Origin of the sequence: Mycobacterium sp. NAZ190054, from assembly GCF_001545925.1 — a bacterium.
Taxonomy (GTDB): domain Bacteria; phylum Actinomycetota; class Actinomycetes; order Mycobacteriales; family Mycobacteriaceae; genus Mycobacterium.
This window is the reverse complement of sequence record NZ_LMVQ01000573.1, coordinates 1-20,315: the sequence shown is the minus strand read 5'-3', so window position 1 is coordinate 20,315 and position 20,315 is coordinate 1. Positions and strand designations below refer to the sequence as shown.

Here is a 20,315-nt window from a genome sequence, read left to right as displayed (position 1 = left end):
CGGGGAGCCCACCGAGGACCAGTACCACATCGCCCGGGTGATCTCCGACGTGTGGCTGTCCAACCTGCTGGCCTGGCTCACCCGGCGCGCATCGGCGACCGACGTCGCCAAGCGGCTCGATCTGGCGGTGCGGCTGCTCATCGGGGACGGCGACGAGCCTAAGATCTAGCGGGTGAGCGACCTCCCGCCCGATCTGCTTCGCGCACTCTCCACCGTGGCGGACACCCCGCGTCTTCTCGTGACTTCCGATTTCGACGGCACGCTGGCGCCGATCGTGAACAACCCCGCCGATGCCCGCCCGTTACCCGCGGCGGCCGAGGCGCTGGTTGCACTGGCCGAATTGCCTTCTACTGCAACTGCTCTGATCTCCGGGCGGGCACTGGAGACGCTACGCACGCTGTCGTCGATGCCCGCGACGGTACATCTGGTGGGCAGCCACGGCGCGGAATTCGCGTCCGGTTTCGACCACGACATCGACCACGAGCTGCTGCAGACCATCACCGACGGTCTGCGCGAGATCGCCTCGGGCAGAGCAGGCGTGACGGTGGAGACCAAACCCGCCAGTGTTGCGCTGCACGTGCGCAACGCGGATCCGGCCGACGGCGAGGCCGCCCTGGCCGCCGCATGGGCGGCGGCCCCGCAGTGGAACGCGCATGTGACCACGGGCAAGGCGGTACTCGAGTTCGCCGTGGTCTCGACGGACAAAGGCCGGGCCGTCGACGTCCTGCGCGCCGAACACGAGGCGACGGCCGTGGTGTTCCTCGGCGACGACGTGACCGACGAGAAGGCGTTCAACCGGTTGCGGGATTCCGACGTCGGGGTCAAGGTCGGACCGGGTGAGACGGCCGCGGCCTACCGGGTCGACTCGCCCGGCGACGTCGCCATCGCGCTGGAGTATCTGCTCACCCAGCGGCGGTCACGCCGGCGGACCTGACGTGCGTCCCCGCACCACCTCGGTCTCCAGCACCTCGATGACCGGCAGTCCCGACCCCGGTGGGTTGTGCAGAATTTCTCCTGCGCGCCTTCCCTTTTCGATGCTGGGCTGCACGACGGTGGTCAATCCGCGGCGCCGCGCCTCCGGGACACCGTCGAACCCCGTCACCGTCATCTGCCCCGGCACATAGACACCCCGCGCCCGCAGGTGGTCCATCGCGGACAACGCCAGCACATCCGCGGTGCACATCAGCGCGGTGATCCGCGGGTTGGCCTCCAGCGCGACGTCGGCTCCCGCCCCGCCCGACGTGGGCAGGTGCTCGTAGCTCTCCACGACGGTCAGCGACTCCGGATCCAGACCCGCGGCGGTCATCGCGTCGCACACCCCGCGGATGCGTTCAGCCTGTACGTGAAAGTGCGGTGTCCGCAGCCGTCCGGGGTCAGCCGGCACCTGGCCGGCGCCGTGCGGCCAGTCGCGGCCGAGCCGCATCGTCAGCAGTCCGATCTCGCGGTGGCCGAGCTCGATGACGTGCTCGGCGAGCCGGCGCATCGCGGCACGATCGTCGATGCCGACCCGCGACGCGCCCGGCACATCCCGCGGCTGGTCGACCACCACGACGGGAAGGTGGCGCTGCAGCACCGCGGGCAGATACGGGTCGTCGTCGGACGCCGAGTACACCACGAAACCGTCCACCCCGGCTGCCAGCACGGCGGCCGACCCTTCGGCCACGCTGCGGTTGGGCCCGACCGCGACCAGCAGTAGGCCCTGGCCCACCGCCTCACACGATTCGGCAAGTCCGGCAACGAAATCGAGCGCTGTGGGATCGCTGAAGGAGTAGTTGAGCGGTTCGGTGATCACCAGGCCGACGGCCCCGGCCTTGCGGGTGCGCAGCGACCGCGCCACCGGGTCCGGGCCCGGATACCCGAGCCGCTTGGCCGTGGAGAGCACACGTTCGCGCAACTCGGCCGACAGTTGATCGGGCCTGTTGTACGCGTTCGAGACGGTGGTGCGCGACACCTTGAGTTCGGCGGCGAGAGAGGCCAGGGTCGCACGACGTCGGGGCGTCGGACTCCTGGGCATGCTTTCCGAGGTTAGTGGATGGCGCGGGCCGGCGACCTCCGACTCGGGCCGGGCACCCGGCATCCGGCCCACACCAGCAGCCACACCCCGCACGCGATCGAGACGACGACGAAGCTCGGCGGCAGGTCGAACATCGCCGAGAGCATCAGCCCCGCCCACACGGACCCCAGACCGATCACCGCGGACACCGCCATCGCCATGACGGGCCGGGCAGTGAGCATCAGCGCGGTCGCGGCGGGCGTGACCACGAGCGCGAACAGCAGCAGCGTTCCCACCGCCTGCACGGCCATCGTCACCGTCAGCCCGAGCAGCACCATGAACGCGATCGACAACCCGCGGACCGGAACACCTTTGGCCTCGGCCACTTTGCTGTTGACCGAGGTGAACAACAGCGGACGGAAGATGAACGCGATGCCGGCAGCGGTGAGCACCAACAACGCGAGGAAGGACAGCAACTGCTCGGTGGTTATCGCCAGCAGGTTGCCGAACAGCACGTTGGTCAGCGTGGACGAGTTGCGGGTGGCCAGCGAATTGAAGAACAGCCCCAGGCCGGTGGCGAATGCCAGCACGGTACCGGTGGCGACCTCACGGTCGGCGGCGCGTTTCCCCAACGCTCCGATCACCAGCGCCCCGCCGACGCAGAACACGCCCAGACCCAGCCCGGCGGGCAGGCCGACCAAAACCGCGCCCGTCGCACCCGGCAGCCCGATGTGGGCCAGCGCGTGGGCGGCGAACGCGATGTGGCGCACCACGATGAAGTACCCCATCAGCCCGGCTGCCAGCGCGACGATGGTGCCGCCCAGCCACGCGTTGCGCATGAACGACGACCCCAGGATGTGCAGCCAGTTGTCCTGATAGCCCAGCGCGACAACTGTCTGGGTCATCCGCCGCTCCGCATGTAGAGCTCACCCTGCAGGGTGTGAGCCACCTGGATCTTGGTTCCGTACATGTGCGTGAGCAACGCCGAGTCCACGACCCGGTCGAGTTCGGCGTGGTGGGCGTGCCCGTCGAGCAGATAGATCGCGCTGTCGAGCACCGTCAGCAGCGGGTTGAGGTCGTGCGCCACCACCAGCACCGTCACCCCCAGTTCCTGCTTGAGCCGGCCCAGGACAGCCATGATCTCGTGCTGGTTCCGCAGGTCCAGCGAGGCCAGCGGCTCGTCGAGGATCAGCATCCGTGGCCGTGACACCAGCGCGCTGGCCAGTGCGATCCGCTGCCGTTGGCCACCGGACAGATCGGAGAGTCGGCGGTCGGCGATCTCGAGCCCGTCCACCCAGCCCAGCGCCTCGTCGACCCGCTGCCGATCGGCGGCACTGGTCCGGCCGAAGCCCCACCGCCGGCCCGTGAGCCCCAGCAGCACCGCGTCGCGGGCGCGGATCGCCTCATTGGCATTGGCGTCGTAATTCTGCGGGACGTAACCGATCTCGTCATTGGCGGTGCCCGGCCGGCGCCCGTGCACCCGCACCTCGCCCGAGGACGGCGCCAGCAGGCCGAGGATCACCTGCAGCAGCGTGGTCTTGCCCGAACCGTTCGGTCCGATGACGGCCACGAAGCGGCCTGCGTCGATACGGAACGTCGACTCGCACCAGACGGTGCGGCCGCCGCGTTCGACGCTGACGTCCTCGAACGTCAGCGCGGGTACCGCGGCCGGCTCAGACGCTGACACCGACGGCCCCGGCCAGTGATTCCAGTTGTGCGATCTGCCAATTCTGGAACGAGCCGGCACCGTCCGGCAGCGTTTCGGTCACCTCGACCACCGCGACGCCGGCCTGCTCGGCCGCCGACCGGATCCGTTCGGGCACCGAGCCCTCGGTCTGGGTGTTGTAGATCAGCACGTCGGCGCCGCGGTCGGCGAGCAGTCGCAGGAACGCGTCGAGCTCCGCCGGCGACGGTTCGCTCTCGTTGGCCGCTGCGGCCTGGTACCCCTGCGGGGTCCGGTTGGCAAGACCGAGCGCCGCGGCCATGTCATCGAACACGCTCTCGGTGGTGACGTACGTCTTCCCGGTGGCGGTCGCCTTGATCGCGGCGATGGCGTCCTGATACGGCGTCATCGACGCGTCGAACTCCGCGCCCCGCTCGGCGAAGTAGCCCGCGGCGTCGGGCGAGAGCTCGGTCAGTTCCGCGGTCACCGCACCGGCGACCGCGGTCACCACCGCCGGGTTGTACCAGACGTGGGGGTTCGCGTCCCCGCCGTGATCGTGGTCGCCGTGGTCGCCGTGACTGTGGGTGTCCTCCCCGGGTCCGTGGCCGATCTCGACGGCATCGATCACCGGCGCATCGGCCGCTGACGTCGCGGCGAGTTTGGCCGCCCACTCGTCGTAGTGGCCGCCGTTGACGACCACCAGCTGCGCTCCTTCGAAGGCCACCGCGTCCGACGGGGCGGGCTCGTAGTCGTGGGGATCGACCGACGAGCCGGCCAGCACCGTCGTCACCTCGGCGCACGCGCCGCCGAGCTGCGAGACGATGTCACCCCACTGATCGACGCTGACGACCACGTTCACCGGCTCGGTCGGACAGTCCGGGGCCTGCGCCGCCGGGTCGACCGGCGTGTCCCCACCTGCACAGGCGGTCAGGGTGAGGGGCAGGCACGCGAGCGTCGCGGCGAGCGCGCGCATATTCCGGGATGAACCAAGCACATCGCAACGATAACCGTTTTCATTAACGAGCGCATCTCGTGGTGGCGACCGTCACTCCCCGGTCGCCACCGGCCGCGCCGGGTCCGCACACCACTGCGACCACGAACCCGGGAACAGCGTCGCCGGAACCCCCGCGGTGCGCAGCGCCGCGACCGTCACCGCCGCGGTCACACCCGAGCCGCAGTACACGCCGACCTCGCCGGCACCGACGCCGCGGTCCCGGAAGAACCCGGCGATATCCGCCTCGGCCAGGAAGGTGCCGTCCTCGGTCAGGAGCGCAGTGCTCGGCGCGTTGCGGGCGCCGGGGATGTGGCCCGCCACCGGGTCCACGGGCTCGCTCTCGCCGCGGAACCGCTCCGGGGGACGCGCATCGAGGAGCACCCCGTCGAACGCTGCGACCTGGTCGGCCGTCAACGTCGGTAACGCACCCCGGTAGAGGTCCTGATGGGCGACCGAGACGTCACCCGGCGGCGGCACGACAGCGCCGGTCTCCAGCCGGCCGCCGGCAGCGACCCACGCAGCCAGACCGCCATCGAGAATCCGCACGTCACCGATCCCGGCCGCGGTCAGAACCCACCAGGCGCGCGCCGAGCCGGCCCGGTTCCAATCGTCGTAGACCACCGTCGGCACCCCGTTGCTCAACCCCCATCTGCGGGCGGCCTTCCCGACCGCCGCGCCGGACGGCAGCGGGTGACGTCCCCGCCCGGCCACCGTGTGGTCGGAGAGTTCATCATCGAGCGAGACGTACACCGCGCCCGGCAGGTGTCCGCGGGCATACGCCGCGCTGCCGTCCGGCTCGGCCAGCGTCCAGCGGACGTCCAGAATGCGCACCGGGCGGCCCTCGTCGAGAAGCCGGGCCAGTTCCGCTGCGGTGATGAGGATGTCGGCACGGGTCACGACACCGATCGTCCCACTAGGCTCAAGACATGACCACGGTCACCGTCGACCTCAACGCCGACCTCGGCGAAGGTTTCGGCGTGTGGACGCTCGGGGACGACGACGCGATGCTCGACATCGTCACGTCGGCCAACGTCGCATGCGGCTTCCACGCCGGCGATCCGGCGAGGCTGGCCGCGGTGTGCCGGGCCGCCGCGGCCCGCGGGGTTCGCATCGGCGCCCAGGTGAGCTATCGCGACCTGGCCGGCTTCGGCAGGCGCTTCATCGACGCCTCCGCCGAGGACCTGACCGCGGACGTGATGTACCAGATCGGGGCGCTTTCGGCGCTGGCCAGGGCGGCGGGATCGTCGGTGTCCTACGTCAAACCGCATGGGGCGCTGTACAACTCGGTCGTCACCCACCGCGGGCAGGCGCAGGCGGTGGCACAGGCCGTACACGCCGTCGACCCGACACTGCCGGTGCTCGGCCTGGCCGGTTCGGTGTTCTTCGCCGCCGCCGGCGAGTTGGGGCTGCGCACCGTGCCCGAGGCGTTCGCCGACCGCGCCTACCGGCCCGACGGGCAACTGGTGTCGCGCCGGGAGCGCAACGCGGTGCTGCACGACGTCGACGAGATCGCCGAGCGGGTGATCTCGATGGTCACCACCGGACGGGTCACCGCGGTCGACGGTTCCACGATCCCGGTCACCGTCGAATCGGTGTGCGTGCACGGAGACTCCCCCGGCGCCGTGCAGATCGCTTCGGCGGTCCGCCAGCGGCTCGTCAGCGAAGGCGTGGACCTGGCCCCGTTCAGCTGACGGTCCGGAAGCCGCCGCTACCGCTCGGTGCGCCCAGCTCAATGCTCGCCTGCGCCGTCGCTTCTGCTTTCGTTCCAGGCAACCGAGGTGGCCTGGGCCGCTGCGACCACATCGGGCGCCATCCCGCGCAGATAGGTGGAATCGATCCGGTGTACCGGGGCCAGCACCGCGATGGCGCCGACGACCCCCGCGGCTCGGTCGGTGACCGGTGCCGCCACCGCCCCGATCTCCCCGCCCCCGCTGCTCTCGGAGATCGCGAACCCGTTGGCGCGGATCTCCGCCCAGCGCGCCGGTGCGGCCTCGGTCGCGGCGTTGCCGTGTCTGGCTTCCCACGAGTACACAAGTTGCCTGAACTCCGCGTCGGCGTGAGCAAGGATCACATGACCGGTGGCACCGGTGGTGAGTGGCCGACGATCCAGTCGCATCGCAACGCTCGTCTCACGCAGGCCTAGGAACTGCAGCAGGCCGACTCGCTTGTATCCCTGCACGCCCGACACCACCACGGTCTCGCGGACTCGCGTGCGCAATGCGTACAGCGGTGCGTCGGCCGCCGCGATAAGCCGTTGGCTCTGCCACGACTCGGCGGCGACCTCTTCGATGCTCGGACCGACGGCGTATCGACCGTCGGCGCGGCGCCGGACGAGTCCCCGCGACACCAGCGACTGCAGCATCCGATGGACCACGGCTTTGGGAAATCCGAGTTCAGTGGACAGCGCGGTAACCCCCCAGGCGCCGTCACCACCGGCCAGGCAGACGATCAGATCTCCCACCCGGGCCGCGGCCTCGGTACCGCCGAGCGGCGTCCCGCCCGCGGGAGGCGGCGAAGCACCTCGACGAACCATGGTCAATCGGCCCTCCCGCCATCAGCGCAACGGCTACAGCTCACTAGCCGCCAACGTACCTGCCCGGCCGCTTCTCGAAGAACGCCGCGATTGCCTCGCTGTGGTCGTCGGTGTGCTGCGAAATCGCCTGCAGTGCGGCCGAGAGCTCCAGCGTTGTCTCCAGTCGCCCCTGGTGTGCTTCACGCAGCAGCCGTTTGGACATCCGGACGGTCAACGGCGGATGCGCAGCGATTCGCCGCGCGACGCGCATCGCCTCATCGAGCAGAGAGTGCTCAGGCACCACTTGAGAGACCAAACCCCATGCTTCCGCTTTCGTCGCATCGATCCGGTCGCCGGTGAGGATCATCTCGGCGGCGCGCGGATAACCCACAACGCGGGGCAGGAACCAGGCTCCACCGTCACCGGGGATCAACCCGAGCGTGACGAAGCTTTCCGCGAAAAACGCTTTGGAAGAGGCGATCCGGATGTCGCACATCAGAGCCAGGTCGCATCCCGCCCCGACGGCCGGACCGTTCACAGCTGCCACAATTGGCACCTCGCAGCGTTGCATCGCCAGCGGAATCCGTTGAATGCCGGTCAGATAGCCGGTTCGCTGCGAGTGCGGCGGGCCACCGAAGAGTCCCGACTTGTCCCTCATGGCCTTGACGTCGCCACCGGCCGAGAACGCGCTGCCGGCACCCGTGAGAACCACCGCCCGAACGTCGAGATCGGCGTTCACGTGGTCCACCCGCCCGACGAATGCGTCGATGACGTCGTCGCCGGAGATCGGGTTCCGGGACTCCGGCAGGTTGATCGTCCAGATTTCCACATGCCCGTCCCGTTGGACGTTCAACACATCAGTCATGGTTCTCCTGTCGATGAGGCACGGCTACGGCGTCGAAGCCGGCGCCGGTTCCGGCCGGCGACGCCGAAGCAATACGGGGACAACGAATATGAGGATCGTCAGCGCGAAGATGACAAGAGCGATCGGCCGGTCGAGGAATATGCCGAACGAACCCGCACCCATGGAAACACTTCGCTCGAGGTATGACTCCAGCATCGGGCCGAGCACGATGCCGAGGATCGCGGGAGCCGGTGGGTAACCCTGGCGGATCAGAAGCACGGCGACGGCTGCGAAGAACAGCGCGATCCAGGCGTCGCGGTAGCTGTTGTGCACCGCGTAGGCACCGACGAGTGCCACCGGCAGCACCACCGGATAGATGTACTTGAACGGGATATAGAGGATCTTCGCGAAAAGCGGTGCCAGCGGCAGATTCAGGATGACCAGGATGACGTTGCCGATGTAGAAGGAGGCGATCAACGCCCACACCAGGTCACCCTGCTGCTCGAACAGCAGTGGGCCCGGGCGAATACCGAACGCCACGAACGCGCCGAGGAGGATCGCGGTGGTGCCCGAACCCGGGATGCCGAGGCTGAGGGTGGGCACGAACGAGCCGTTGACGGCGGCGTTGTTGGCGGCTTCAGGTGATGCGACGCCGCGCATATCGCCCTTTCCGAACATCGACTTGTCGCGCGCCACCCGCTTTTCCACGTCGTAGCAGATGAAAGTGGCGACCGTCGGGCCCGCACCGGGCAGGCATCCGAGCAGAAACCCGAGAACTCCGCCTCGGGCGATACTCCCGCGGATCCGGCCGAGTTCCCTGCGCGTCAAGAGCATGTCGCGGTAGCGGGTCCGGGCGATCCGGTTGGGGCGCAACTTGTTCTCGTACGACTGCCGGCACAGCTCGGCCATCGCGACCAGGCCGATGATGAACGGCACCAGTCCGATGCCGTTGGCCAGCAGATCGGAGCCGAAGGTGAACCTCAGCACCCCGGTCTGACCCTCCACCCCGACACACGCCACCAGCACCCCGAGCGCCGCCATGGTCCAGCCCTTGCGTCGGGCGTTGCCCGCGATCCCCCCGACGGTGGTGAGCCCCAAAACGATCAGCGCGAACATTTCGGGCGGACCGAAATTCAGCGCCACGTCCGCGAACAGCGGGGCAGCCACGCTGAGCAGCACGACGGTCAATGTCCCGGCGACGAACGAGGAGACCGCCGCGACGGCGAGCGCTTTGGCCGCCTCTCCCCTCTTCGCCATCGGGTGACCGTCGATACACGTCACCAGCGCCGCGCCGTCCCCTGGCGTGTTGAGCAGGACCGACGAGACGGTCCCGCCGTACTCACACCCGTAATAGAGGGCGGCCAGCAGGATCAGCGCCTGGAGCGGGTCCATCGTGAGCGTCAGCGGTATGAGCAGCGCCATCCCGGAGCTCGACCCGATCCCCGGCAGGATCCCCAGCAGGGTGCCGAGCAGCGCCCCCACCAGGCAGACGAGGACGTTCTCGAAGGTCAGCGCGGTCGAGAAACCGACAAGCAGTTCATTCACCACGATCTCCTAGCCGGCGGGGCCGATCGCCGGGATGCGCACTTCCAGCAGGGCGATGAACACCACCCAGATGAAGGTTCCCGAGATGAGTCCCAGCAGCAGACTGGCCAGGATCGACGCCTTTTCGACGAAGAAGCCGACGGCGACACCGAACAGCACCGTCATCGGGATGAGGCCGACGTAGGGCGTGAGGAGCACGACGAGGCCGAGCATGGCGATCAGTGCGATGCCCTGGACGAGACCCCCGACGGGGCGCGGCCCGGCGTATTCTCCCTGGGTCGCACCCGATCGATCATCGTCACGCCCACGAAAACCGATGCCACACTGGAACACACCCTCGACGACGAGAAGCAGTCCGGCCACGAACGGAATCGCGCCCGGGCCGATGCCGCCGCGTTCGCTGGTGAGGCCGTAGCCGAGCGACGCGACCATCGCCGCGACGCCGACCACGGCCATCACCGCACCGACGAGGGTCTTCTCGACATCACGCCCGTGGATGGCGCCGGCGAGGCGCTCACGGGCCGTTGTGCCCCGCGAGGTCACTCGCCGAGCGCCCGCCGAGCCGAGTCCTCCAGGAACTGAAGTCTCTCGTCGAGTTCAGCACCCACCACCAGTTCGGGAATCAGGTAGTTCTCTTCGACGTACTGTTGATAGGAGTCGGTCGTGGTCCACTCCTCCAGCAGCGACACCCAGTACTCGGTCGCGTCGGGAGACATGTCCGGTGCACCGAGGAACGAGCGGAACTGCGTGACGATGTCGCCCTGGATGCCCGCGTCGGTGGCCGTCGGGACGTCGCTCAAAGCTTCGGAGGGATGGGGTTCGGGGCTCATGATCATGATCGCGCGCACGTCACCGGCCTCGGCCTGCTGGACGAATTCCGACGGTTCCATCAGGGCGGCGTCGACGTCGCCGGCCAGTACGGCGGCGAGTTCCTCTCCGCCGCTTTCGAACACGACGTTGTTGAGCTTGATACCCAACGCGTCCGCGATCTGCGCGCTGTGCACCGTGTTCACACCCGCGGCCGTCACCACGCCCATCGTGATGTCGCGCTCCTTGGCGGCCGTGGCTACGTCGGCCATGGACTGGAACTCGGAGTCGTTGCGCACCACCACGAATGACGGATCGGTGGCGAACATCGCCAGCGGCGTGAAATCCGACCACAGATAGTTCAGCGATTCGGACAGCGGGCTGAGGATGACGTTGCCGTAGGTCGCCGTCACGAGAACGTCGTCGTTTCCGGCTTCGCCCTTGACATAGGTGTAGGCCTCGACGCTGTCGAAGTTGGAGACCGTCATCTGCAGGCCGTCCCGCATCTCCTCGGCTGCGGAGACGAAGGTGCGGGCCATCACGTCACTGCCCCCGCCGGGCTGCGCGCCCACCACCATCTCGACGGTGCCGCCGGGCTGCCAGCCCTCAGCGCCTCCACCGGCGTCGGTGGTTGCGTCACCGCCGCCCCCACCACCTCCTCCACACGCGGAGACCAGCACGGCGCACAACGCCGCGACCATGCCGCGAGAAAGCTTCGTTGCCATTACTCTTCCCTCCTTCAAGGGGTTTCGCGGGAGTGATCAGGAGACGACGACGGATCCCATGCGATTGGGATAGGTGCCCGCCTTCTCGCGAGCGACCTCGGTCATGGTGGTGGTGTCGATGAACGACACGGTGTCTTCGACCCGGTTGGTCGCGCACAGCGTCTTGCCGTCCGCGCTCAGGTGCAGCCACGCCGGTTCCGCGCCGACGGGGATCTGGGCCAGGATGTCGAGGCTGGGCAGTTCGTAGACGACGACCATGTCGGTGGCGCTGCCCGCCGCGTACAGCAGCGTTCCGTCGTGGCTCATCTCCATCCCGTGGTTGACCGTGCCGATGTCGGTGCGGTCGGGGCGTCCGGCGAACCCGCTTTCCGGCACCGGCATGTGCACCGTCTGGCGGATCTCTCCGGCCTTGAGGTCGACGACGAGAAAGCCGTGCAGTTTGGACTGCTGGACGTAGGCCTTGGCGCCGTCTTCGGTCACGCAGAACGGACGCACCGCCTCCGGCGTCTTGACGCGGCCGATCATCTTCAGCGACTCGGTGTCGATGATGCTGAGTTGGTCGGCCCACAAGGTCCCGACGTAGAGCCGTTTGCCGTCGGGTGAGACCCGCGTGCCGTGCGGACCCCATCCACAGGGCGCGCGGCCGACGATCTCACGGGAGTCGACGTCGACGACCTCGACGTAGTCGCGATCCCGGATGGGCACATACACGCGCTTGCCGTCGGGCGAGACGACGAGGTGATTCGGCTGACTGCTGACCTCCAGGCGCCACACCATCTCATGGGTCTTCGGGTCCAGCGCGATCACGTCGCCGCGTTCCTTGATCTTCCCGGGGTCGCCCTTGTCCGGAAACCGCGTGGCATATACCGCGTCGCCCCGCGGTGAGCCGCCGAGTGAGTCTGGTTGCACCTTCATACCGTCGGCCTCGCCCACCATCGGAATGGTCGTGACCAAGTCATGGGTCTCCATGTCGAACACCGACACATCGGCACCACGGAAGTTTCCGACGTACAGCAATTCCTGGGACATCAGCACTCCAGTCCGCCACACGGGCACTCAATTACAGAATTGATTACTTATATACGAACACGTGATGCACATTACAGTGCATGCGCACAGGTGCGGTCAAGGGAACGCACAAAGAACGCACAAAGTCGCCGCGTCGAATCGTGCAGAGGGTTTGGCCACAGCGCCGCAGCGCCGAAGGGGCCGGCCGTCAGCCCAGCGGCGAGCGCGCGAGCCATTGCGCGCTGTGCCGGCGCAGAGCCGAGATGATTCGCTCGCGGTGTTTGTCGATTTCAGCGGGTGTGCCGACTACCGCCACCGCCGCCACCGTTCGGCCGCGCTCCCGAACGGCTATCGACACCCCGTCGCCGTGTTCGGAGGCATGGGGTGCGGCACTGATACCGGTCTCCCGGATCGAGGACAGGCCGCGCAGGAAGCTGTCGACCCGCCCGGCGTCGTCGGCGCCCAGCGACTTCAGATACGTCCACAGGTCACGCTTGTCCCAATCGGCGAGAAGAACCCAGCCCGATGACGTGCGGATCAACGACCGGCGCACGTAATTCTCTGCCAGATAAGCGAATCGGGGATCGACCGAGCAGTGATCGACATAGAACACGTCGTGGCCCACCGCGATCGAGAGAACGGTGGTCATGCCCACCTCGGCGTGCAGCGCGTTCAGATCCTCGTGGGTCACGCTTGCCACGAGTTGACGCCCGGCGATGAGGTTCAGCAAGTACGGCGCAGCGCCCAGGACGTAACGGCGGCCGTTCACATCGAGGTAGCCGGTTGCGACCAGGCCGTTGACCAGACCCTGGGTGGAACTCACCGGTGCGTCGATCTGATGGGCGATGTCTGTGAGTGACACTCCGCGTGACTCGGAACGCGCCACGAACTCCATGATCGCCGCAATTCGGTCGATCATTCGATGCCGCTTTCTGGTCGAGACCACCCCGTCCTCAGCCGCCGTCAGGTCCGACATCGCCTTCTCTGTTCCTCGGTTTCATCACTTGATTGTGGAGGCATGAGCCTACTACCATCCGACTTACGCTTATACGTATAAGACATCGTGATTGCGTAAATGGAGGTGGCGTTTGTCCGACCAGGCACCCGTCGAGTCGACCACGCCGCTCGCAGGAGTCCGCGTCATCGATCTGACGTCTGTGATCATGGGTCCGTTCGCGACGGCGACGCTCGCGGACCTGGGTGCGGATGTCATCAAGGTCGAACCGCCCGAGGGCGATATGAGTCGCCACATCGGATCGCGCCGCCATGACGGAATGAGCGCGCTGACCCTCAACCTGCAACGGAACAAGCGCAGCATCGTCGTCGACCTCGCCCACCGTGACGGCCGCAAGGTTCTTGACGACCTCGTCCGAGAAGCCGATGTGCTGATCACGAACCTGCGGCCCCGGTCGCGGCAGCGCCTCGGCATCACGTGGGATCGGCTGTCGAACGTCAACCCCCGCCTGGTCTACTGTCACGCCCAGGCGTACGGATCGACCACGTCCCGCCAGGACTTCCCCGCCTACGACGACATCGTGCAGGCCGCCTCGGGAATGACCCGTCTGGCCGAACGCGTGGACGGGTCCCCCCGGTTCGCGCCCTACGTCGTGGCCGACAAGGTCGTCGGCCTGTACCTCACGACGGCCATTCTGGCGGCCCTGCTGCATCAGCGCATCACCGGTTCGGGCCAGGAGATCGACGTCCCCATGGTGGACGCGATGATCTCTTTCAGCCTCGTCGAGCACTTCGGCGGCCATACCTTCGAGCCTCCCGTCGGTGACTTCGGGTGGTCCCGTGTGCTGGTTCCCGAGCGCGTCCCGCATCGAACGGCCGATGGATGGATCTGCATCATGCCGTACTCCGACGCGAACTGGCGCGACTTCTTCGATATCGCTGAAAGGCCTCAGTTGGTTGACGATCCGCGGTACGCGACGGTCGACGACCGACACCGCCACATGGGCCAATTGCTGTCCACCGTCAGCGAGGCCACCCCGAGCAGGACGACCGCCGAATGGCTCACGCTGTGTGGGGCGAGGGGCATCCCGGCCTCTGATCTCCTCGATCTCGCCGATGCGGCCTCCGATGGCTATGTCCGGGACCAGGGTCTGGTGACGCCGCGCGACCATCCCAGCGAAGGGGGCTATTACACCACGACGACGCCGATCTACCTGTCGCAGACGCCGGTCACGTTCCGGCGGCACGCACCTCAACTCGGTGAGCACACCGACGAGGTACTCAAGGAAATCGGTTATGACGCCGACGAAGTCGCGCGGTTGGCCCGGGAATTGGTCGTAGGTCGAACCGCGGAGGCATGAGAGTCGATGGACACACACATCATCCGGGCGCTGCGGCCCCAACTGACGCCCGAAACCCCGGCCATGACCGAACTCCGCCACGAGGTCCGCGCCTTCCTGCGTGAGCGCATCGAGGCCGGGGCGTTCCTTCCCGGGGTCGACACCTGGCTGACGAAGTGGGATGCATCGTTCACGACGGAGCTCGCCAGGCGCGGGTTCGTGGGCATGACGATCCCGGAAAAGTATGGCGGCCACGGGCGTTCGCACCTCGAACGTTTCGTGGTCGTCGAGGAGCTGCTGGCACATGGCGCCCCCGTCGCGGCGCAGTGGGTGGCCGACCGTCAAATTGCACCGTCTCTGCTCCGATTTGGCTCGGAGGAGCAGAAGATGCGCTACCTCCCCGGAATCGCTGCGGGCGAGGTGTCGTTCGGGATCGGCATGAGCGAACCCGACTCCGGGTCCGACCTGGCCAGCGTCCGCACCACCGCGAAACGCGTGGCCGGCGGTTGGTCGTTGTCCGGGACGAAGGTGTGGACGTCGGGTGCGCACGAATCGGACGCGTTCTTTGCGCTCGCGCGAAGCGCTCCGCGGGATCCGGACAACCGGCACGCGGGTCTGAGCCAGTTCATCGTCGACCTGCGCTCGCCCGGGGTCGAGATCCGTCCGATCATCTCCATGGCTGGAGCGCATCATTTCAACGAGGTTCATCTTGACGGCGTCTTCGTACCGGACGACATGGTGCTCGGCACGATCGGCGACGGCTGGCGGCAGGTCACCTCGGAACTCGGTTTCGAGCGCAGCGGACCGGAGCGGTTCCTGTCGTCGTTCGTACTGTTCGCGACGATGCTCGAGTTGACCCGCACCGGCCGCCTCGACGTCGATACCGCCGAGCTCGGCCGAATCGCCGCGCGGCTCACGTCGCTGCACCACGCGTCGCTCGCGGTGGCGGGCGCCCTCCAGCGCGGTGACGACGCCGATACCGCGGCCGCGATCGTCAAGGTGCTCGGCACCGCACTCGAGAAGTGGATCGTGGAGCTCGCCGACCTGTGCGCCGGGCCGGCGGCCCGGCAAGACAACCGATTCGAGCCACTGCTGGTGGCGGGCCTGCGGCAGCGCGCCGGATTCACCTTGCGCGGCGGCACCAACGAGATCCTCAAGGTCAGCATCGCCAAGGGGATGGGAGCAGGCCGATGACCGCATCGATCGACCCTGAGCTGGAGGCGATGATCGAGTCGTTGTTCTCGCGCCACGCGAGCCGACGCGACGATCCATCCGCCGAATCGGACGTGCCACTGTGGGCAACGCTGGAAGAACTCGGTCTGACCAGGCTGACCGCGCCGGAGGACGACGACGGTAGCGGCGCCACCTGGCGGGAAGCGGCGGCGTTGCTGTCCGCGATGGCCTATCACGATGTGCAGTTGCCGATAGCCGAGCACGACCTGCTCGCCGGTTGGCTCCTTCAGCGCGCGGGTCTCGACATGCCGCCCGGTATCACCACTGCGGCGGTGGCGGCCGACAACCGATTGCTGGGCGTGCCTTTCGCTCGACTCGCCGAGTACGTGGTGGCCCTCCGACACATGAACGGGCAGTGGGCCATCGCTACGGTGCCGATCACCGACCTGACAGCGTATCCAGGGGCCGACGTCGCGGGCCGACCGCGCGACGATCTGAGTCTTCGACCCGACGAGTGTTGGTGGACATCGATCTCGACATCCGATGCTGCCGGATACGCGGTGCGCCACCATGTCTCACGCGTGGCTCTGATGTGCGGCGCCATGGAGCGCATCGTCGACCTCTGCCGTGAACACGCCCTGACGCGCAACCAGTTCGGGCGACCGTTGGCACGCTTCCAGGCCGTACAGACGATGCTCGCGGAGGTCGCCGCCGAGACCGTGCTGGCCAGCACCGCGCTGGCCGTGGCTGTCGACGCCATCGCCGACGGCGGCGCACCCGACGTGCTGGCTCATCGCGGCGTGGTCGCGGCATCCACGGTGTCCCAGGCGGCCACGGTCGTGATCGAGCACGCGCACCAAATCCACGGAGCGGTGGGCACCACGGCCGAGCACGCACTGCATCGTTTCTCGCTGTCAATCCTGGCCTGGCGCGCCGAAATCGGTCCGCCGCGTGGGGTCGACGCGCTGCTTGGTCGGGCGCTGTGTCAAGAGGAGCAGGATCCGTGGGCATATGTGCTCGACGGACGGCTGAACCCCGAACTGCTCCTGAGACCCCCGTTCCGGTGACAGGAACATGTCCGGATATCGCTACTTGAATAAGGCGAGAATTCCTAAGCTTGTTCCGTGCGAGGGAATATCGCTTCTCGAAATCGCATTGCGCGGAGCTTCTTCTGCCTATTGGCGTCGGTTGTCCTCTCCGTCGCCGGATGCGGCGCCCCCGACCAGTCCGTCACCAACGCGCCGGTGAACGTCCTGTACGCAGGATCGCTGGCCGCGGTGATGGAGGACGCTGTCGGTCCGGCGTTCACCGGCGCCACCGGCATCCCGGTCGACGGCGAGGCCCACGGCTCCCTGGGCGCCGCTCAGATGATCCGCGACCGGCTGCGTGAGCCGGACGTCTTCGTCAGCGCCGACCCTCAGGTCAACGAGGATGTGCTGATGGGCGACGCGAACGGCGACCTGGTCGAGTGGTACGTCACCTTCGCGGCGTCCGAACTCGTCATCGGCTACAGCGACGCCAGCCCACTGGCGGCCGCCCTCTCCGGCGGAACCGACGAACAGTGGTACCGGATTCTCGCCGGCGACGGCGTCCGGCTCGGCCGCGGCGATCCGTCGATCGATCCCAAGGGTTACCGGACGCTGATGCTGTTCTCCCTTGCCGCACGGCATTACGACGACCCGTCGATCGAGCAGATTCTCGGCGCCCCGGACAATCCCGAACAGGTCCTTCCGGAAACCTCGCTGCTGGCCCGGGTGCAGACCGGTCAGTTCGATGCCGGCATCTTCTACAAACACGAGGCCGTGGCGGCGGGCCTGTCGTACGTAAGCCTGCCGCCGGCAATCAATCTCGGCGACCCCGCCTTCGCCGCCGACTACGCGACGGCCAGCTATACCGTGCCCGGCGGAGACACGGTTGCCGGGGCGCCGATCCTGTTCACTGTCACGATCCCACGCGACCGGCAATCCCCCCGAGCCGTCGCGTGGGTGGATTTTCTTCTGCGCGAACAGAGGATGCTCGAGGAGCTCGGGTTTCGTCCCGTCCCCCTGCGGTTTTCCGGTGACGCCGCCACCGCCCCCGAGGAAATCCGTTCGGTCGTGACGGCATCGTGAGCAGCGGAGAACGCAGCGGTCTGCGGATCGGGGCCGGCGGGTGGGGGCTCGTTCTCCTCGCGGTGCTGGCACTTCCGTTCGCCACGCTGCTACTGAACGCCGATTGGTCCGACTGGGTGAGGGCGTGGCAGAACCAGCGCGCCATCGATGCGGCTCTGCTCTCGGCAGGCACGTCGCTGACCGCTGTCCTCCTGATGGCGGCATTCGGTATCCCTCTCGGTTACTTTCTCGCCCACACCCATTCGCGCTTGCGCCCCGTGCTGATCTGTGTGGTGCTGCTGCCGATGGTCACCCCTGGGCCGGCGGGAGGGATTTTGCTCCTGCTTGCCTACGGGCCGCACAGTGACATCGGCGGTGTGTTCGCGGCCGCGGGAGTTCCGTTGATCGGAAGCTTCGCCGCAATCGTTCTGGCGCAGGTGTACGTGGCCAGCCCGTTCGTGATCATGAGCGCGATGGTGGCCTTCCGGGGCGTCGACCCCCGCCTCGAACACGCGGCGGCCACTTTGGGAGACAAGCCCATCGTAACGTTTTTCCGGGTGACGCTTCCGGTCGCCGGGCCGACGATCGCCGCCGGACTGGCACTGGCGTGGGTACGGGCGCTCGGCGAATTCGGGGCGACGGTCATCGTGGCGTACAACCCGCAGACGCTACCGGTCCATCTGTGGGTCAGGTTCCAGGCCGAGGGACTGGCCGGGGCGCTGCCGCTGGCATTCCTGCTGATGATGCTCGCCGCGATTGCGACGGCGCTGTGGACGATCTCGGGCGGACTGCTCGCCCCCCGCCGGATGAAGGAAACCAGCGGTGCCCCCGGCTGATTCGACCACCCATGAACCGTCGCTGTTCGTCCGGGTGAAGATGCAGAGGCACGTCCGTGGCGACGTCGCCTTCACGCTCGCGGTGGAGTACGCGTTCCCCGTGGGTATCACGGTTCTGTTGGGGCCGTCCGGCGCGGGGAAGACCACGCTCCTGGATTGCATCGCGGGACTGTGCACACCGACCGACGGCGTGGTCCGGGTCGGCCGGGACGTGCTCTTCGACTCCGCGTCCGGGACGAATGTGCCCACGCACGAGCGCGGCGTCGCGTACGTGCTGCAGGAGGGTGTGCTCTTCCCCCACCTCTCTGTTGCCCGCAATGTGGGGTACGGCCTGCGCCGGCTTACGCGTCGGCGCCGTGAGGCGCTGGTCCGCGACATCCTCGAATCGTTTGGGATCGGTCACCTGGCGGCGCGTACGCCGCGGCAGATATCGGGTGGCGAACAGCAACGCGTCGCGCTGGCCCGCTCCCTGGTCACCTCACCGAGCGCCTTGCTTCTCGACGAACCCATGTCGTCCCTCGACTTCGAGACGAAGGCACAGATTCTCGAAGATCTGCGTCGATGGATCCAGGACCGGCCAATTCCGGTCGTGTATGTGACCCACGATCACGACGAGTGGATCATGCTCGGGGAGCGCACCTGCCGGATGGAGAACGGACACATCGAACGGTCGCCGTCCGCAGTTTCACTGCCTGCCGTCCGGCCGTTGACACAGAGCCACTCCGATCGCGCCGGTGAACCTACGACGAGGGTCTGTCGTGTCGACGGGACCGATGTGTTGCTGTCGGTCACGGGCATCGACGCCACCCCGGGCGCGAAAGTGAAACTGGAAGTCGTGGCGACCGTGATAGAGCCAAACCCCTGACATCCATTGCGATTTGCCGAGGAGACTAGAACTGTGCCCCGATTCCGCCATGCGACACCGTCCTTTCGAACATTCTGTGGTGACGACGCCCTCAGTTCGTTGCCCCGGGAACTCGACCGGCTTGGCGCCAGCCGTGCGGTCATCTTCTGCGGAAGCTCGATGGCGCGGCATGAAGAGGCGCTGAAGAGAGTCGAGTCAGCAGTGGGTGGTCGCCTGGCCGGACGGTTCAGCGGCGTCCGTGAGCACAGCCCGATCCAGACCGTTGAAGCCGCACACCAACTGCTGAAAGACCTCGACGCCGACGCGGTGATCGCGGTGGGCGGCGGCTCGGCCGTCGTCACCGCGCGGGCCGCGACCATCCTGCTCGCCGAAAACCGAGACATTCGTGAGCTCTGCACGCGACGTGGAGAGAATGGCAAGTTGGTCAGTCCTCGGCTGTCCGCGCCGAAGATTCCGCAGTGGGTCGTTCCCAGCACGCCGACCACCGCATACGCGAAAGCCGGTAGTGCGGTCCGCGATCCGTCGACCGGCGAACGGCTTGCCCTGTTCGATCCCAAGGCCCGCGCGAACGGTGTGTTCCTGGACCCGGTGGTTGCGACGACCTCTCCCGTGTCCCTTGTCCGCGCATCGGCACTGAACGCCTTGTCGATGGCGGTCGACGGGTTGCAAGCCGACGCTGACGACCCCCTCGCCGATGCGCTGCTGTCGCACGCGCTGCGCATGCTCGTGCAGTGGCTGCCACGTCTGAACGCCGACCCCGACGCTCCGGAGCCTCGGTTGCGGTTGATGCTTGCCGCGCTGCTGTCCGGCCAGGGCAGCGACTACGTCGGTGCCGGGTTGGCTCAGGCGCTGTCGCACGCCGTCGGCCCGCGGACGTCCACGTCGAACGGTGTCGTGGAGGCAATGCTGTTGCCTCACACCATGCGCTACAACGAACCAGTCACCGGAACTCGCATGGCGGCGATC

21 protein-coding genes and 1 pseudogene are annotated in these 20,315 nt (G+C 67.5%); 10 read left to right on the top strand and 12 right to left on the bottom strand.

What is annotated here, in order from left to right; translation table 11 throughout:
- A pseudogene (locus ASJ79_RS28735) lies at positions 1–169 on the top strand (TetR family transcriptional regulator); the annotation flags it as partial.
- A 3-nt stretch (positions 170–172) separates the two neighbouring features.
- Complete coding sequence (otsB, locus tag ASJ79_RS28730) at positions 173–934, top strand: trehalose-phosphatase (RefSeq protein WP_067962764.1); 762 nt, start codon at positions 173–175, stop codon at positions 932–934.
- On the opposite strand, the gene ASJ79_RS28725 is transcribed toward otsB, so the two are convergent.
- From ASJ79_RS28725 to ASJ79_RS28705, 5 genes are all read right to left on the bottom strand, one after another.
- Positions 917–2,014, bottom strand: coding sequence for a LacI family DNA-binding transcriptional regulator (locus ASJ79_RS28725; protein ID WP_067962770.1), 1,098 nt, complete (start codon positions 2,012–2,014; stop codon positions 917–919). The genes otsB and ASJ79_RS28725 overlap by 18 nt on opposite strands.
- Positions 2,015–2,025: 11 nt before the next feature.
- A complete protein-coding gene (locus ASJ79_RS28720) occupies positions 2,026–2,898 on the bottom strand; it encodes a metal ABC transporter permease (RefSeq protein ID WP_067962760.1) in 873 nt (290 codons plus the stop codon).
- On the bottom strand, positions 2,895–3,680 hold the full coding sequence (locus ASJ79_RS28715) for a metal ABC transporter ATP-binding protein (protein ID WP_067962757.1): 786 nt from the start codon (positions 3,678–3,680) through the stop codon (positions 2,895–2,897). Before ASJ79_RS28715 ends, ASJ79_RS28720 begins: the two co-directional genes overlap by 4 nt.
- Positions 3,667–4,629: a metal ABC transporter solute-binding protein, Zn/Mn family gene (locus tag ASJ79_RS28710; protein WP_067962753.1), complete on the bottom strand. Its 963-nt coding sequence runs from the start codon at positions 4,627–4,629 to the stop codon at positions 3,667–3,669. Before ASJ79_RS28710 ends, ASJ79_RS28715 begins: the two co-directional genes overlap by 14 nt.
- A 72-nt stretch (positions 4,630–4,701) precedes the next feature.
- Positions 4,702–5,547, bottom strand: coding sequence for a sulfurtransferase (locus ASJ79_RS28705; RefSeq protein WP_067962750.1), 846 nt, complete (start codon positions 5,545–5,547; stop codon positions 4,702–4,704).
- Positions 5,548–5,576: 29 nt separating this feature from the next.
- Between ASJ79_RS28705 and ASJ79_RS28700 the strand changes: the two genes are divergently transcribed.
- Positions 5,577–6,341: a LamB/YcsF family protein gene (locus ASJ79_RS28700; RefSeq protein WP_067962747.1), complete on the top strand. Its 765-nt coding sequence runs from the start codon at positions 5,577–5,579 to the stop codon at positions 6,339–6,341.
- A gap of 38 nt (positions 6,342–6,379) precedes the next feature.
- Here the strand turns inward: ASJ79_RS28700 and ASJ79_RS28695 are convergent, their stop codons facing one another.
- The 7 genes from ASJ79_RS28695 to ASJ79_RS28665 all read right to left on the bottom strand — a co-directional run bounded on the left by ASJ79_RS28695 (position 6,380) and on the right by ASJ79_RS28665 (position 13,010).
- Positions 6,380–7,183 carry an IclR family transcriptional regulator gene (locus ASJ79_RS28695; protein ID WP_082754126.1) on the bottom strand — a complete coding sequence of 268 codons (804 nt, stop codon included), beginning with the start codon at positions 7,181–7,183 and terminating at the stop codon, positions 6,380–6,382.
- A gap of 43 nt (positions 7,184–7,226) precedes the next feature.
- The gene (locus ASJ79_RS28690; RefSeq protein WP_067962742.1) at positions 7,227–8,027 is read right to left on the bottom strand and encodes a crotonase/enoyl-CoA hydratase family protein; all 801 of its coding nucleotides are present in this window, start codon (positions 8,025–8,027) and stop codon (positions 7,227–7,229) included.
- 24 nt (positions 8,028–8,051) lie between these two features.
- Positions 8,052–9,551: a tripartite tricarboxylate transporter permease gene (locus ASJ79_RS28685; protein WP_197420423.1), complete on the bottom strand. Its 1,500-nt coding sequence runs from the start codon at positions 9,549–9,551 to the stop codon at positions 8,052–8,054.
- Positions 9,552–9,560: 9 nt separating this feature from the next.
- On the bottom strand, positions 9,561–10,010 hold the full coding sequence (locus tag ASJ79_RS28680; RefSeq protein WP_369803786.1) for a tripartite tricarboxylate transporter TctB family protein: 450 nt from the start codon (positions 10,008–10,010) through the stop codon (positions 9,561–9,563).
- Between the two features lie 80 nt (positions 10,011–10,090).
- Positions 10,091–11,083, bottom strand: coding sequence for a tripartite tricarboxylate transporter substrate binding protein (locus ASJ79_RS28675; RefSeq protein ID WP_082754124.1), 993 nt, complete (start codon positions 11,081–11,083; stop codon positions 10,091–10,093).
- A 36-nt stretch (positions 11,084–11,119) separates the two neighbouring features.
- The gene (locus ASJ79_RS28670; RefSeq protein WP_156448686.1) at positions 11,120–12,112 is read right to left on the bottom strand and encodes a cytochrome D1 domain-containing protein; all 993 of its coding nucleotides are present in this window, start codon (positions 12,110–12,112) and stop codon (positions 11,120–11,122) included.
- A gap of 187 nt (positions 12,113–12,299) precedes the next feature.
- Positions 12,300–13,010 (bottom strand): IclR family transcriptional regulator, encoded by a 711-nt coding sequence (locus ASJ79_RS28665; RefSeq protein WP_067962727.1) that lies wholly within the window; start codon positions 13,008–13,010, stop codon positions 12,300–12,302.
- A 169-nt stretch (positions 13,011–13,179) separates the two neighbouring features.
- Here ASJ79_RS28665 and ASJ79_RS28660 point away from each other — a divergent pair, with 169 nt between their 5' ends.
- The 7 genes from ASJ79_RS28660 to ASJ79_RS28630 form a co-directional block, all read left to right on the top strand.
- Positions 13,180–14,406: a CaiB/BaiF CoA-transferase family protein gene (locus ASJ79_RS28660; RefSeq protein ID WP_231751080.1), complete on the top strand. Its 1,227-nt coding sequence runs from the start codon at positions 13,180–13,182 to the stop codon at positions 14,404–14,406.
- 6 nt (positions 14,407–14,412) lie between these two features.
- A complete protein-coding gene (locus ASJ79_RS28655; RefSeq protein WP_067962723.1) occupies positions 14,413–15,579 on the top strand; it encodes an acyl-CoA dehydrogenase family protein in 1,167 nt (388 codons plus the stop codon).
- Positions 15,576–16,625, top strand: coding sequence for an acyl-CoA dehydrogenase family protein (locus ASJ79_RS28650; protein ID WP_067962721.1), 1,050 nt, complete (start codon positions 15,576–15,578; stop codon positions 16,623–16,625). Before ASJ79_RS28655 ends, ASJ79_RS28650 begins: the two co-directional genes overlap by 4 nt.
- Positions 16,626–16,682: 57 nt before the next feature.
- Positions 16,683–17,669, top strand: a complete 987-nt coding sequence (locus tag ASJ79_RS28645; protein ID WP_197420421.1) for an extracellular solute-binding protein — start codon at positions 16,683–16,685, stop codon at positions 17,667–17,669.
- 62 nt (positions 17,670–17,731) lie between these two features.
- Complete coding sequence (locus tag ASJ79_RS28640) at positions 17,732–18,484, top strand: ABC transporter permease (RefSeq protein WP_156448684.1); 753 nt, start codon at positions 17,732–17,734, stop codon at positions 18,482–18,484.
- Positions 18,471–19,349, top strand: a complete 879-nt coding sequence (locus tag ASJ79_RS28635; RefSeq protein WP_067962713.1) for an ATP-binding cassette domain-containing protein — start codon at positions 18,471–18,473, stop codon at positions 19,347–19,349. Before ASJ79_RS28640 ends, ASJ79_RS28635 begins: the two co-directional genes overlap by 14 nt.
- Positions 19,350–19,382: 33 nt before the next feature.
- Positions 19,383–20,315, top strand: a 933-nt coding sequence (locus ASJ79_RS28630) for an iron-containing alcohol dehydrogenase family protein (RefSeq protein ID WP_156448683.1), incomplete at its 3' end; no start/stop codon positions are given.

Coding starts and splice junctions, on each gene's coding strand:
- ASJ79_RS28665 (WP_067962727.1), bottom strand. CDS start 13,010: ATGATCGACCGAATTGCGGCGATCATGGAGTTCGTGGCGCGTTCCGAG.
- ASJ79_RS28695 (WP_082754126.1), bottom strand. CDS start 7,183: ATGGTTCGTCGAGGTGCTTCGCCGCCTCCCGCGGGCGGGACGCCGCTC.
- ASJ79_RS28710 (WP_067962753.1), bottom strand. CDS start 4,629: ATGCGCGCGCTCGCCGCGACGCTCGCGTGCCTGCCCCTCACCCTGACC.
- ASJ79_RS28675 (WP_082754124.1), bottom strand. CDS start 11,083: ATGGCAACGAAGCTTTCTCGCGGCATGGTCGCGGCGTTGTGCGCCGTG.
- ASJ79_RS28720 (WP_067962760.1), bottom strand. CDS start 2,898: ATGACCCAGACAGTTGTCGCGCTGGGCTATCAGGACAACTGGCTGCAC.
- ASJ79_RS28725 (WP_067962770.1), bottom strand. CDS start 2,014: ATGCCCAGGAGTCCGACGCCCCGACGTCGTGCGACCCTGGCCTCTCTC.
- ASJ79_RS28670 (WP_156448686.1), bottom strand. CDS start 12,112: ATGTCCCAGGAATTGCTGTACGTCGGAAACTTCCGTGGTGCCGATGTG.
- ASJ79_RS28690 (WP_067962742.1), bottom strand. CDS start 8,027: ATGACTGATGTGTTGAACGTCCAACGGGACGGGCATGTGGAAATCTGG.
- ASJ79_RS28655 (WP_067962723.1), top strand. CDS start 14,413: ATGGACACACACATCATCCGGGCGCTGCGGCCCCAACTGACGCCCGAA.
- ASJ79_RS28650 (WP_067962721.1), top strand. CDS start 15,576: ATGACCGCATCGATCGACCCTGAGCTGGAGGCGATGATCGAGTCGTTG.
- ASJ79_RS28700 (WP_067962747.1), top strand. CDS start 5,577: ATGACCACGGTCACCGTCGACCTCAACGCCGACCTCGGCGAAGGTTTC.